Origin of the sequence: Listeria cornellensis FSL F6-0969, assembly GCF_000525855.1 — a bacterium.
Taxonomy (GTDB): domain Bacteria; phylum Bacillota; class Bacilli; order Lactobacillales; family Listeriaceae; genus Listeria_A; species Listeria_A cornellensis.
Genome location: NZ_AODE01000019.1, coordinates 321032 through 334886, shown reverse-complemented (window position 1 = coordinate 334886; position 13855 = coordinate 321032). Strand labels below are relative to the sequence as shown.

General features: G+C 41.8%; 11 protein-coding genes and 1 pseudogene. 8 read left to right on the top strand and 4 right to left on the bottom strand.

Annotated features, from left to right (window positions below; translation table 11 throughout):
• The first annotated feature begins 97 nt into the window (after positions 1-97).
• Positions 98-2747 (top strand): annotated as a pseudogene (locus tag PCORN_RS09670) (cation-translocating P-type ATPase).
• 58 nt (positions 2748-2805) lie between these two features.
• Here PCORN_RS09670 and PCORN_RS09665 read toward each other — a convergent pair.
• Both PCORN_RS09665 and PCORN_RS09660 read right to left on the bottom strand, forming a co-directional pair.
• The gene (locus PCORN_RS09665; protein ID WP_036079711.1) at positions 2806-3096 is read right to left on the bottom strand and encodes a rhodanese-like domain-containing protein; all 291 of its coding nucleotides are present in this window, start codon (positions 3094-3096) and stop codon (positions 2806-2808) included.
• 76 nt (positions 3097-3172) lie between these two features.
• Positions 3173-3448, bottom strand: a complete 276-nt coding sequence (locus PCORN_RS09660) for a DUF1294 domain-containing protein (RefSeq protein WP_036079708.1) — start codon at positions 3446-3448, stop codon at positions 3173-3175.
• Positions 3449-3545: 97 nt separating this feature from the next.
• Here PCORN_RS09660 and PCORN_RS09655 point away from each other — a divergent pair, with 97 nt between their 5' ends.
• The 6 genes from PCORN_RS09655 (at position 3546) to PCORN_RS19615 (ending at position 8784) form a co-directional block, all read left to right on the top strand.
• A complete protein-coding gene (locus PCORN_RS09655; RefSeq protein ID WP_036079706.1) occupies positions 3546-4223 on the top strand; it encodes a hypothetical protein in 678 nt (225 codons plus the stop codon).
• Between the two features lie 65 nt (positions 4224-4288).
• Positions 4289-4666 (top strand): RidA family protein, encoded by a 378-nt coding sequence (locus tag PCORN_RS09650; protein WP_036079704.1) that lies wholly within the window; start codon positions 4289-4291, stop codon positions 4664-4666.
• 66 nt (positions 4667-4732) lie between these two features.
• Positions 4733-5839 carry a 5-methyltetrahydropteroyltriglutamate--homocysteine S-methyltransferase gene (locus PCORN_RS09645; RefSeq protein ID WP_036079701.1) on the top strand — a complete coding sequence of 369 codons (1107 nt, stop codon included), beginning with the start codon at positions 4733-4735 and terminating at the stop codon, positions 5837-5839.
• Positions 5840-6085: 246 nt separating this feature from the next.
• On the top strand, positions 6086-7480 hold the full coding sequence (locus tag PCORN_RS09640; protein ID WP_420912027.1) for an amino acid ABC transporter substrate-binding protein/permease: 1395 nt from the start codon (positions 6086-6088) through the stop codon (positions 7478-7480).
• Entirely contained in the window at positions 7473-8201 is a 729-nt protein-coding gene (locus PCORN_RS09635; protein ID WP_036079696.1) for an amino acid ABC transporter ATP-binding protein, read from the top strand. Before PCORN_RS09640 ends, PCORN_RS09635 begins: the two co-directional genes overlap by 8 nt.
• A gap of 436 nt (positions 8202-8637) precedes the next feature.
• On the top strand, positions 8638-8784 hold the full coding sequence (locus PCORN_RS19615) for an Lmo0850 family protein (protein ID WP_167330521.1): 147 nt from the start codon (positions 8638-8640) through the stop codon (positions 8782-8784).
• Positions 8785-9393: 609 nt separating this feature from the next.
• Here the strand turns inward: PCORN_RS19615 and PCORN_RS19750 are convergent.
• Entirely contained in the window at positions 9394-10881 is a 1488-nt protein-coding gene (locus PCORN_RS19750) for an immunoglobulin-like domain-containing protein (RefSeq protein ID WP_241433147.1), read from the bottom strand.
• Complete coding sequence (locus tag PCORN_RS09625) at positions 10877-12607, bottom strand: toxin Cry1Ac domain D-VI-related protein (protein WP_036079690.1); 1731 nt, start codon at positions 12605-12607, stop codon at positions 10877-10879. The genes PCORN_RS19750 and PCORN_RS09625 overlap by 5 nt, the downstream gene beginning before the upstream one ends.
• 409 nt (positions 12608-13016) lie before the next feature.
• Here PCORN_RS09625 and PCORN_RS09620 point away from each other — a divergent pair, with 409 nt between their 5' ends.
• Positions 13017-13787: a hypothetical protein gene (locus tag PCORN_RS09620; RefSeq protein ID WP_036079841.1), complete on the top strand. Its 771-nt coding sequence runs from the start codon at positions 13017-13019 to the stop codon at positions 13785-13787.
• The last annotated feature ends 68 nt before the right edge of the window (positions 13788-13855 follow it).

Sequence of the window (13855 nt, the reverse complement as noted above, 5' to 3'; positions counted from 1 at the left end):
AAATTCGATTTTTTTGGGATTTCGTGGTTTTTTTGATTTGAAAAAGGGGTTTTTCGGGTATAATGGTTAGTATATTGTAAAAAAGAGGTGTGTGGGTATGCAGAGATATCAGGAGGAAGCGGATAAGGTATTAGAAGAGTTAGAAACTTCTGCGAAAACTGGATTGACGACGGCGGAGGTTGCGAAACGGTTGGAGCGAGATGGTTATAATGAATTGAAAGATAAGTTGCGGGACCCCTTGTGGAAACTGTTTTTAGAGACCTTTAAGGATCCGATGGTGATTGTTTTGCTTGCCGCAGCGCTTGTGCAGATTTTGATTGGCGAGGTTGTGGAGTCGTTGATTATTTTTGCGGTGCTGATTCTGAATTCGGTGATTAGTGTGGTGCAGACTCGCAAGGCGGAGGGGTCGCTCGATGCGTTAAAAGAGATGTCGGCGCCTGAGGCTAAGGTGATTCGAAATGGTGAGAAGTTGACGATTGCTGCACGGGAACTCGTTGTTGGTGATATTGTTTTGCTGGATGCTGGGGATTTTGTTCCGGCGGATGGGCGGATTTTTGAAAGTGGTTCGCTTAAAGTGGACGAGGGCATGCTGACAGGGGAATCGGAGGCGGTCGAAAAGCATATTCGTGTGATTTCAGAAGACGTGGCGCTTGGGGATCGGAAAAACATGGTCTTTAGTGGTGCACTGACGGTTTATGGTCGTGGCGCTTTTGTCGTGACTGGAACGGGCGGCGGTACGGAAATCGGCAAAATTGCTGGGTTGCTTGAAAGTGCTGAGGCGAAACAGACACCGTTGCAGAAAAAATTGGAGAGTTTTAGTAAGAAACTGGGCGTTGGGATTTTGCTGTTATGTATTTTGATTTTCGCGATTGAGGCTGGGCGTGCATGGCTCGGCGGCGGAAGTGGAGACATGACGAAGGCGATTTTGAACGCGTTTATGTTTGCTGTTGCGGTAGCTGTTGCAGCGATTCCAGAGGCGTTGTCGTCGATCGTGACGATTGTGTTGTCGGTTGGGACGAACAAGATGGCCAAACGGCACGCGATTATTCGGAAGTTGCCGGCTGTTGAGACGCTTGGTTCGACGAGCGTGATTTGTACGGATAAAACGGGGACGTTGACGCAGAATAAGATGACGGTGGTGGATTATTATTTGCCGGACGGGACGCAGGAGGTTTTCCCAGATACGCCGGATACGTGGTCGGATGGTGAGCGTCGTTTGATTCATATCGCGGTGCTTTGTAATGACTCGAACATCAATGAGGAGGGGCTTGAGCTTGGAGACCCGACGGAGGTTGCGCTAATCGCGTTTAGTAATAAGAACAATAAGAATTATAACGAGATTCGGGAGCGTTATTTGCGGGAGGCAGAGATTCCGTTTGACTCGGAGCGGAAGTTGATGTCAACGGTGCATACGTTTGATGGGCAAAAAGCGATGCTGACAAAAGGTGGACCGGATGTCGTGTTTGCGCGCTGTAGCCAGGTGTTTTTGGATGGCAAGGAGCAGCCGCTTACCGATGAATTGAAGGCAACCTTGATGCAGGCGAATGAGGACTTTTCGAATCAGGCGTTACGGGTTTTGGCGTACGCGTATAAGCGCTTGGACGGTTCACAGCCGGATGTTGATTTGGACGATGAGCATGATTTGGTGCTTGTTGGTTTGACGGCGATGATTGATCCGCCACGTGAAGCGGTGTATGCGGCGATTGAGGAGTCGAAAAAGGCAGGGATTCGCACAGTGATGATTACGGGGGATCATAAGACAACGGCGCAAGCGATTGGGCGCGAAATTGGCTTGATGCAACCGGATGATATCGCGCTTACGGGACAAGAGCTGGACGCATTATCGGAACAAGAACTCGATGCAAAACTGGAACATATTTCGGTTTATGCTCGCGTATCTCCTGAAAATAAAATTCGAATCGTGAAAGCATGGCAGAAAAAAAGGTAAGGTTACTTCGATGACGGGGGATGGCGTGAATGATGCGCCGGCCTTGAAACAAGCCGATATTGGTGTGGCGATGGGAAGTGGAACCGATGTTGCCAAAGATGCTTCGGCGATGGTCTTGACGGATGATAATTTCGTTTCGATTGTGAGCGCGGTGGAAGTCGGCCGTACCGTTTTTGATAATATTAAAAAGTCGATTGCGTACCTGTTTGCAGGGAATTTAGGCGCGATTATTGCGATTCTTTTTGCTTTGATATTTGACTGGATTAATCCGTTTACGGCGCTACAACTGCTGTTTATCAACTTGGTCAATGATTCTTTGCCAGCGATTGCACTGGGGATGGAAAAAGCAGAGCCAGATGTGATGGAGCGCAAACCGCGGGATATTAAAGAAGGCATTTTTGCGGGTGGAACGATGCAGGCAGTCATTACGCGTGGTGTCTTGATTGGGGTTGCGGTTATTATTTCGCAATATATCGGCTTGCAACATTCGCCTGAAATCAGTGTGGCGATGGCATTTACGACGTTGATTTTAGCCCGTACGTTGCAAACCTTTGCGGCACGTTCTAACAAACAAACGGCGTTCGAAGCAGGATTTTTCAGTAATAAATATGTGATTTACGCTGTGTTGGTATGTTTCGTACTTTATGGGGTGACAGTGCTTCCAGGTGCGCGTGAAGTATTCTCGATTCCAGCATCATTCGGTTTAAATGAGTGGGGAATCGCGGCAGGACTAGCGCTAGGAGCTGTGATTTTGATGGAACTCGGCAAACTAGTGAGTCGGATTGGAAAAGGAAAATAATGCAAAATAAAGAGGCACGCCAGACCCGGTTTTTCAGCGGATTTGGCGTACCTCTTTTTTAGTTTTCTTTTTCGAGCCAAGCGTTCATGCCACCGACGACATTTTCGCATTGGAAACCGCGGGCACTTAAGTATTCACAGGCTTGCGTGGAGCGATTACCTGAATAACAAATCAGGCTATAGATGGTGTTCGGATTCAGTTCTTCCACAAAATTTGGCAGGCCAATCAGCGGAATATTGCGGACACCTTCGATATGAACGGCGTTGAAATCGGCCGTGTCGCGTACGTCGATAATGTTTTCTGCAGATCGATTTTCCAATTCTTCAACGGAAATAAGATTAAAACTCATAGCTAAAAACCCCTCTCGAATAGTTTTATTTTAAAGGATAGTCGGGGCAGAAACAACTTCCGCGCTTGTGATAAAACTACTTAAAATACGTGATGAGGTACAGCATAATTCCAATGTGTAGGACAATCGAAAAAGGAACGCCGAATGTGAATTTCCATTTATGCGTTTTGTGGTGGAACGTGTGCATACCGAGCCATGAACCGATGCCGCCGCCGAGAAAGGCAACGAGCAAAAGTGTTGCTTCTGGAATGCGCCATTGGTGTTTGATTGCTTTATTTTTGTCGATACCCATGGTTGCAAAGCCAATCACGTTCATCATGATATAGTAAGCCGAAGCGAGTAATAGTAGCATAGGACCCTCCTGTCTGTTCAAAAAAATTATCTTAAAAGTGCCAAACGAATGGCGACAAGTTATAATTATAGCATATTAAAAAGGAGTGAGTTTTGAAATGATTCGAGATTATTTTTCATATGTGGGGATGACGATTGTTCGACCAGTAAAAACGAGTATGCAAGCAAGTCAAGAAAAGGGGGCATTTGGACTATTTCACGTTTTACTATTTGTTATTGGACTATCCTTGCAATATAGCTGGAACATGAAAGGGCTCATATTAAGCGCTTTGCAAGAGTATCCCATATTGCAAAAAGTAGTTACCGCTATTTTTGTTTCTTCAGGGCAGATTTTTATTTATATCTTCATTTTAATGTTGTTGAATATAACGGTTTCTTGGGTTGCAATACGCTATGTCATGGGAATCAAGGAAGTGACATTTATGAAAAGTGCTGCGGGTATTGGCGGTATGATTACGTTTCCGCTTGTTATTATACTCGTATCTATCATCATGACATGCTTCGGTTCGGTACTTATATCGGTGTTACTCTGCTTGATGGCACTGCTATTTCTGCCATATGCCATTATGTATTTTATTATTGGTCATTACGAAAAATCGCGTATCGATGTGTATTGGGTCAGTATTTTAGTATTTGTGGTTGTTACGATTATAACGTTGACCGGTGTGTATCTGCTCATCCAAGTGTTTATGTCGAATGTACACGATGTCATAAGTCAAATTCAACACATTATCAACGAACGTTGGCACGATTTTCGTGATAAGTTACCTATTTAAAGATTGCAAAACTATCTGAATTGAAATACAATACTAATATAAACAACAATTAGGAGGATTTAGACATGACAAAAGAAATTATTCACACAGATCAAGCACCAAAAGCGTTGGGCCCATATTCCCAAGCAGTGAAAGTAAACGGTTTTATTTATGCATCGGGGCAACTTGGTATCGATCCAGCAACGGGTGAAATGGTCAAAGGCGTTGAAGCACAAACAAAGCAAGCATTTGCAAACATTAAAGCGGTGCTAGAAGCTGGTGGCTCAAGCCTTGATAAAATCGTCAAAACAACCGTACTTTTCAAAGACCTTGGTAATTTTATCGCGGTCAATGAAATCTATGCGTCATTTTTCGAAGGAGATTACCCGGCACGTAGCGCTTTTCAAGTGGCTAAATTGCCGAATGACGCGGATATTGAAATCGAAGTAATCGCAGAAGCGTAAGAGAAGAGAGCTGAGCCTTGTAAAAAAGGTTCGGTTTTTTCAAATTGGAAGATTGGAGTGGAGAACATGGGGAAAGCACCATTTAAAGCAGATCAAGTTGGCAGCATTTTGAGAACAGAAGCGATTAAACAGGCAAGGCTAGACAAAGTAGCAGGCAAAATAAATGACGCGGAATTGCGGGAGATTGAGGACGAAGAAATTAAATATATCGTGGCTAAGCAAAAAGAGGCAGGCTTAAAAGCGGTGACTGATGGCGAGTTCCGCCGCGCTTGGTGGCATTTTGATTTCTTAGAAGGCTTAGAAGGCGTGGAAGGATATGACGCGCAAGATGGCATTCAGTTCGCCAACGTCCAAACGAAAACCCATTCTGTTAAAATAGTGGCACCAATCAAATGTGGTAAGCATCCAATGCTCGCAGATTATCAGTTTTTACATAGCATTGCAGGAGAAGATACCGTTGCGAAAATGACGATTCCAAGCCCAGCGATGTTGCATTACCGCGGGGATATGGAGTATGCGCCGTACTTGGCAGACAACGCGCTATTCGTTCAAGATTTAGCGAATGCCTACAAACAAGCGATTCAGGCTTTCTATGATGCGGGTTGCCGTTATTTGCAACTCGACGACACATCTTGGAGTTATTTATGTTCCGATGAGCAGCGGGAAGTCGTTCGTTCGCGCGGTTTTGACCCAGATGCCTTACAAGAAACATATAAAAATTTAATCAACGAAGCCGTCTCCGAAAAACCAGCGGACATGGTCATCACGATGCATATTTGCCGCGGTAATTTCCGTTCGACATGGATTGCTTCTGGCGGCTACGAACCCGTTGCCGAAACACTGTTTGGCGGCCTAAATATCGACGGCTTTTTCCTAGAGTATGACAACGATCGTTCCGGCGATTTTGCCCCATTACGCTACGTCAAACGCCCAGATTTGAAAATTATTCTCGGTTTAATTACATCCAAAAATGGCGTTCTAGAAGATCCAGAAGCTATTCAAAAAAGAATCAAAGAAGCATCCGAGTTCGTCCCACTTTCCCAACTTTGTCTAAGCCCGCAATGTGGTTTTGCATCGACAGAAGAAGGAAATATCCTCACCGAAGACGAACAATGGGCAAAATTAGCACACGTTGTAGCGATTGCAAAAGACGTATGGGGCGACGAAGCCTAATAAAATTTATAAAGTCGAAATGCCATAAAAAAACCTTGGAATAGCGCGATTATTCCGAGGTTTTCTGATATCTTCTACTAACCTTATCCGAATTGGGTATTTTCAATAAGGTTACATTATGATAAAATCGAGAATGTATCGTGTTTTTTACAGCATCAAAAGCAAAGTTACAATTTATATACATACTTGCAAAATGGGGAGGAAACAATGAAAAAGACGAAAATACTATTTTTACTTTTGTCATTTATGGCAGTATTCGCAATGGTTGCAGGTAGTTTTGTACCAAAAGCGCAGGCAGCAGAACAGAAAGTGTATGAAATCGGGACAGATGAGACGTTTGCTCCGTTTGAATTTCAAAATAAGAAAGGCGAGCTAGTCGGGATTGATATGGACATCCTGAAAGCCATCGCCAAAGATCAAGATTTTCAGTACAATGTAAAGCCGCTCGGTTTTAATGCGGCGGTCCAAGCGCTGACGAGTAACCAAGTGGACGGCGTCATCGCAGGCATGAGTATCACCGATGAACGCAAGCAAAAATTCGATTTCTCAGATCCTTATTTTGAATCAGGCATCGTTATGGCCATCAAAAAAGGCGACGATTCGATTCAATCCTACGAAGACCTACGCGGCAAGAAAGTCGCTGTCAAAACAGGAACAGAAGGTTATGCTTTTGCAGATGCCAATAAAGAAAAATACGGCTTTACACTTGTGCCATTCGATGATTCTGCAAGCATGTACGCAGACGTTAGAACCGGCAATTCAGTCGCGTGTTTCGATGACTATCCCGTTCTCGCTTATGGCGTAAAACAAGGCAACGGCCTGGATATCGTCACAGAAAAAGAAAAAGGAAATTCGTACGGTTTTGCAGTTAACAAAGGTAAAAATCAAGAACTCCTTGAGAAATTCAACGTTGGACTAACGAACATCAAAGCAAGCGGTGAATACAAAGAAATCATTGATCGGTATATTGGTAGCGACGTAAAACCCCAATCATTCTGGGATTTACTCATCGAAAGCGCGCCGGCCTTACTACTCGGTCTTTGGTATACGATTAAATTAACGCTTATTTCGCTCGTTTTCGCCGCAATTCTAGGGCTTGTCTTCGGTTTCCTAAAAGTGAGTCGCAGCAAAGTATTGCGCGGCATTGCAACAGTTTACGTCGACATTTTCCGTGGTATTCCGTTAATCGTCCTCGCCTTCTTCATCTATTTCGGGATTCCCGAAGCAATGGGCTTTAAAATGGACGCCACCGTCGCCGCAGTCATCACCTTGAGTTTGAATGCGGGGGCTTACATTACCGAAATTATCCGTGGCGGAATCCAAGCCGTTGATAAAGGTCAAATGGAGGCAGGTCGTTCACTTGGCTTACCATACGGCAAAACGATGATCAAAATCATTCTACCACAAGCAATTCGCGTCATGATTCCGTCGTTCATCAATCAATTCGTCATCACATTGAAAGATACGTCCATCATGAGTGTTATCGGTCTTGTTGAGCTAACACAATCTGGTAAAATTATCATCGCGCGTACATTTGAATCGTCCACTATTTGGCTGATTGTTGCAATCATGTACTTGATTGTCATCACTGCCTTAACGAAACTATCAAACGTGATGGAACGGAGGGTAAACAATGACTAAACTAAAAGTAACCGATCTAAAGAAAAGCTTCGGAACCAATGAAGTCTTAAAAGGAATCAATCTTGAAGTGGCAGAAGGCGAAGTAGTTTGCGTTATCGGCCCATCCGGTTCCGGAAAAAGTACGTTTTTGCGCTGCATGAATAACCTGGAGGAAATTACAGCGGGAGACGTGGTTGTAGATGACTTCCAAATCACCGATAAGAAAACAGACATCAACAAAGTACGCGAAAACATTGGCATGGTATTCCAGCACTTCAATCTTTTTCCGCATATGTCTGTGTTGAAAAACATCACGCTTGCGCCGACAGAATTACGTAAGCAATCCAAAGAAGAAGCCAGAAAAACGGGTCTTGCGCTCCTGCAACGTGTTGGCCTATCAGACAAAGCAGACGCACTACCAAGCCAACTTTCCGGCGGACAAAAACAACGTGTCGCGATTGCCCGAGCGCTCGCGATGAATCCTGACATCATGCTTTTTGACGAACCAACATCAGCACTCGACCCAGAAATGGTTGGCGAAGTGTTAGGCGTTATGAAAGACTTAGCGAAAGAAGGCATGACGATGATGGTTGTCACGCATGAGATGGGCTTCGCAAAAGAAGTTGGTGACCGCGTTATATTCATGGACGGCGGTTATATCGTCGAGGAAGGCACGCCAGAGCAAGTGTTTGACGCGCCACAACACGAGCGTACGATTAGTTTTTTAGAAAAAGTTTTGTAGTATGTAAAAAAATACAAGCTATCCTGTTCCGCGTTGGAATAAGACTGCTTGTATTTTTTCTGATTCATTTTCTCGTGCTTTGTTTTTGTTCGTTTCGTGCTTAAATCCAACGTTGCAAAAGCACTTCTGTGAATCGCTGGATCCAGTTTTCCTTCTCTAACACGCTTCATCCGTGCTTTCTTGGCCTGTGAAATTGCCATGTTCATCACTCCTTCATTATTCTTTAATTATAACAATATTTTCTGAAATAGTCTGTTTTTAGGGATAATATTCGGGTTTGAACCGTTTACAGGACTAAAAAAACGAAAAATAATTCGTAAATACTAGATTTTTTTTTGAAAAAAGGGCTATTTTTGTCAGGTGTTTTGTGTTAAAGTGAACCTATAGAGAAAATATAAACGGGATAGTAAGTGAAAAGCGATTGGAGTGATACCATTTGCAAGAAAATAAAGATGTGTTGAATAAGGTAATCCAACAATTAGAGAAAAAAGGTATTTTTGTAGAGAAGACCAAATCCAGAAATGACATTTGGCATAATTTGCAAAAAAATCACTTAACCATTGTGAAGCTAGGTGTACGTTAAACTACATAGACATACTTTTTGGAGCTAGTATCTGGGGATACTAGCTTTTTTATATGAAAAGCTGAAAAGGGCCCATTATGTTGATGAGCTTTCAAACCGTTATATTTGTTAGGACGCAGTGAAAGTCCCGAGAGGTCTGATTGTTTAACCTTCTCTGTTGGTAAGTTGAAAAATCCTTGCGTGAGCCCCTCTATAAGGAGGTGTCCGAACAAACATGGTATTTGCAATCGGCATCGTTCATCTTCATAACACCTTAAGTATATCTGTCCAGAGGTCTTGATAATACGCCAATCTTATAATTAGAGGCCACTGCTTCAGCAAAATACTATATGTAGGATTACTCCCTTTTAAATATCCCGCTAAAAATTGTTATGTGATCTCGTTGCTATCTAAGCTCAATCGTTTTATTGTATATATCACTCGTGAATTATAACAACTACATAAGATTTAATAATACCATATCTCCAGTATTAAATTTATGTACAAAAAGAATCAACAAGGAAGGCTGATTATCCAATTTTCCACTTTCTTTTGATGATAAAACAGAAAATACGTATCGAAAATCTAATTTCAGATTTTCGATACGTATTCCGTTACAGATTGAACTGCTTATTTAGGTTGAAGAATAACGCTTTGGAGTTCTTTATAATTGGAATCAACCGCAACTACTTTCACGATGTCTGTTGATTTCGTTACCAATGTTTTAATATCAGCAAAGCTAAACGCACCAGTTGCAGTCATGTTGAAATTCTTTTTAACTGCTCCATTGACCCATACACGAACGGCATAGACATTTTTACTTGCTGTTCCGCTGATCGTTGAATCACCGAATGCATACGGATTAATATTTAGGACGTTACTTTCTTTCTCTGTGACAGTCACTGTTTTGCGTGCTACTACGTTGTATTGGGCATCGACTGCTACGATTTCAACTGTATCTGTTGTGTTCTTGATGTCGCTAGCGTCCACTGTATAGTTGCTGCCAGTTTTTGTTGCTTGTTTTTTGTTCACACCGTTGATTGCTAAGCGAACTTGGAATACGTTGCTCCCGAAAGTACCGCTGATTGTTTTATCTGTTCCAAGTGCGAAGCTTGTTGGTGCACTCAGACTGTTGTCTAAGACAGAGATACCTTTTGTTACGACGGTTGTACGCGCCATTTCTTTGTAGGCTTTATCCACTGCCACAACTTCGACTTTATCTGTTGTTAAGCTTACGAAGTTAGGGACGTTTGTAAATGTGTATGAACCATCTGCGCTTGGTGATACGCTTGATACAGCTTTATTGTTCACCCAAAGACGTACAAAACCTGTACCTGTTGGGGCTTTACCGCTTAATGTAGCTGTTCCGATTGTATAATCATTCGCTGTTAATTTAGTATCCACTGCCGGAATTGTCGTGCTGGCGATTGATGTTTTACCGTTAGAAGCTTTGGTTACGGTTGCTGTAATCGTAGAACCTGCTGCTTGTTTCGAGATGTTGAAGAAATACGTACCATCATCTGCAACTTTACCTGCTTTGATTTGTATTGTACCATTCTTGATGACAACATCGGCATTCGGTTCGCCTTTACCAGAAACTGTTGTAGAATCTACTGTTAGAGCACTGATTGTTGTGGCTGTAATCGCCTCGTCGCTTATTTTTGTGCTAGCACTTGATGTTTTACCATTGGAAGCTTTTGTTACGGTAGCCGTGATGGTAGAGCCTGCTGCTTGTGTTGGGATGTTGAAGAAATACTCACCGTTAGCTGCTATTTTACCAGATTTAATGATGGCATTACCGTTTTTAATAACGATATCTGCATTTGGTTCGCCTTTACCAGACACGGATGTAGAATCTGTTGTTAACGCACCAATGGTTGTTGCTACGATCTGATTGAATAGTGTGTTTGCTTTATTGATATCCCCTGTTAGTTCTGCTTTTTCTGGGACCTTAGATGATAGAGCATCTACTTTTGCTTGTGCTGCATCGATCATGGCTTGTGTTGTTGTTTCTTTTAGTACTTGGTTTGATGGAGCATCTGCGAATAGGTTGTTAACGCTAGTTGTCGCTACTGTTACGGCATCTTGTGCTGTAAATTCTGATTGAGCCTTGTCAATTTGGGCTTGTAATTCCGCTTTTTTTTGATACGTCTGTTACAAGATTCACTTTTGCTTGTGCAGCGTCAATTGCTGCTTGGTTCGTCGAGTCTTTGATGTGGTTAGCTGAATTGTTGTTGATGAAGAGCTCATTCACACTTGTTGTTGCAGCCGCTTGTTTTGTTGCTTCGGCGTTACGTGTGTTGAGTTCATTTTGTGCTTTGGCTATATCTGCTTGTAAAGCTGCTTTCTTCGTAGCATCTGTTACTTTGTTTACCAAAACTTGTGCCGCATCAATCGTCGCTTGTGTTGTTGAATCTTTGATGCCTTTCGTCGAGTCGTTGTTGATGAATAATGCATCCGTCGCAGCTTTTGCGTTATTGTAGAATGATACGGTTAATTTTCCGATTTCATACACGGTACCATCGAATGTGACAGTAGCTGTCAGAACATCGCCCTCTTTGAATGCATAACCTTGAGAAATAATACGATCGATACCATCTGTGCTGTTAATAGCATATGGTGATGTCCCAACAGTATACCATTCAGCAGCATAGGAACCATTGATAGAAAAAGTGTATGCATAGTCTGATTTTTTCTTCTCATCAATTTTAGCAGACCATGATGTTGCATTCGTATTAACACTCAAGCCATGGAAATTCGTTTTTGCATTTAAAATGTTTTGTGCTAAGGTAAGTTCCTTGGTCAGTTCTGCTTTCTTCGTTGTGTCTGTTACTCTGCCTATCAAAGCTTGTGCTGCATCAATTGCCGCTTGTGTTGTTGAATCTTTGATGCCTTTCGTCGAGTCGTTGTTGATGAATAATGCATCCACTGCGGTTTTTGTGTCATTGTAAAATGATATGGTTAATTTCCCAACTTCATACACAGTATCATCGAATGTGACAGTAGCTGTCAGAACATCGCCCTCTTTGAATGTATACCCTTGAGAAACGATGCGGTCGATACCATCTGTGCTGTTATTAGAGTATGGTGATGTGCCATCAGTATACCAAGAAGCAGCGTAGGAACCATTGATAGAAAAAGTGTATCCATAGTCTGATTTTTTCTTCTCATCAATTTTAGCAGACCATGATGTTGCATTCGTATTAACACTCAAGCCGTGGAAATTCGCTTTTGCATTTAAAATGTTTTGTGCTAAGGTAAGTTCTTTAGTCAGTTCTGCTTTCTTCGTTGTGTCTGTTACCTTGTTTGCCAAAACTTTTGCTGCATCAATTGCCGCTTGTGTTGTTGAATCTTTGATGCCTTTTGTCGTGTCGTTGTTGATGAATAATGCATCTGCCGCGGTTTTTGCGTCATTGTAGGATGATAAGCTTAATTTTCCAACTTCATACGCAGTACCATCTATCGTTACTGTAGCTGTCAGAACATCGCCCTCTTTGAATGTATGACCTTGAGAAACGATGCGGTCGATACCATCTGTGCTGTTATTAGCGTATGGTGATACGCCATTTACATACCAAGAAGCAGCGAAGGAACCATTGATATAAAAATCGTATTGGTAGTCTGATTTTTTCTTCTCATCAATCTTAGCAAACCATGATGTTGCATCTGCACTAAGGCTAAAGCCGTGGAAATTCGCTTTTGCTTCTGCCACTTTATCAGCAGTATTTGTTGCAGCAATGAGTTGTGCCGCTTGTGTGCCTAGTGGTATTTCATTGATTACTGTACTTGCGATGATATTTGTTGCTAGAAAAGCCAACGCTAATTTATTCATTTTCTTATTCATTTAATTAATTCCCCCACAATTTGGTTTATTTACCTTGATTAAATCTAATTCCGTTTTTTTAAAGTTATCGCATTCCATCTTAGAATTTACCTTGCATGAAAAGTATAAACATTCCTCCTATAATTATTATCCTAAGTGATGTCTTGCTAAAATAACTTTACCATGTACTTCGTTTACAAAAAATACGAAATTTCCCTATTATGACAAACAAATGTGACAGAACTGTGATGATTTTTAGTTGTGTGTGTGGCGGGTAAACCTTCATTTTCACAGCTTTAATAATGTCTGTCATCAATTAGTAACTAAGATTTGAATCAATTGACACATACATTTAGAGAGAAGTGTTGTATGATGGATATATGATTGCGCGAAAGTGGATAGAAATAAGAGAAATTGGGTGAGTGAGGCAATGAAAAAAGAGATATTGAAGCAACAAACTATTTATGTACATATGGATAATGTGATAAATAATGTTGTGACAAGCGGTATTACATTTTGCGATTTTATGAATAGTGTGATGACTCCCCCTCAAAATGTTCTGTTGTTAAAACATCAATTCCCTGAGGCGTCTTTCAATGCACATACATCTTTTCATTATAGTGATGTGAATGATTTACCAGAATTAAAAAAGGCGCCCGTTTCGCAATATGCTGATTTTTGTTGGGTGGACTTTGAAGATATTGACTTAGTGAATCAGTTAACAGCACAAGAAGTGGCTGAGTTGCTCTATTTGGCGCATACTGGCAGGCATTTACGTTCCCCGTTTTATTATAAACTCCAGAATAACTTTGTCTATCTAACAAAAGATGATGGGAGATATAACAAGGTTTATTACCGCAATTTAGACCAATTCTATCATGTGCTTGGCTACGCAATCTGGAAAAATATGATGCAAATGACGACAGAGAAAATTGTTTTGCCTTTCATGAAACGAAAGAAAATTGCGGACATACCAGTGGACTTGCTTAAGAAGTTCGCCACATATTTTCGAGAAGGTGCCTGTATATCGTTTGACGATGCTGTGAAGACGCGCAATCAAATTGAAGTACCAATCGGTTTGAATTTGAAAGATGATATGCAAGAGTTATTGCGCTCCAGTGATCTAATTGAATATGGCCATGTGGTGGCGCATTTAATTTATGATATGAAACAAAATGAATGGTCTGTTATTGATGGTTAGTTGGACTTTGAGTTATCGTGTAAACCCAGCATATCGACCAAAGTGAACCTTTGTCGATATGCTGGGTT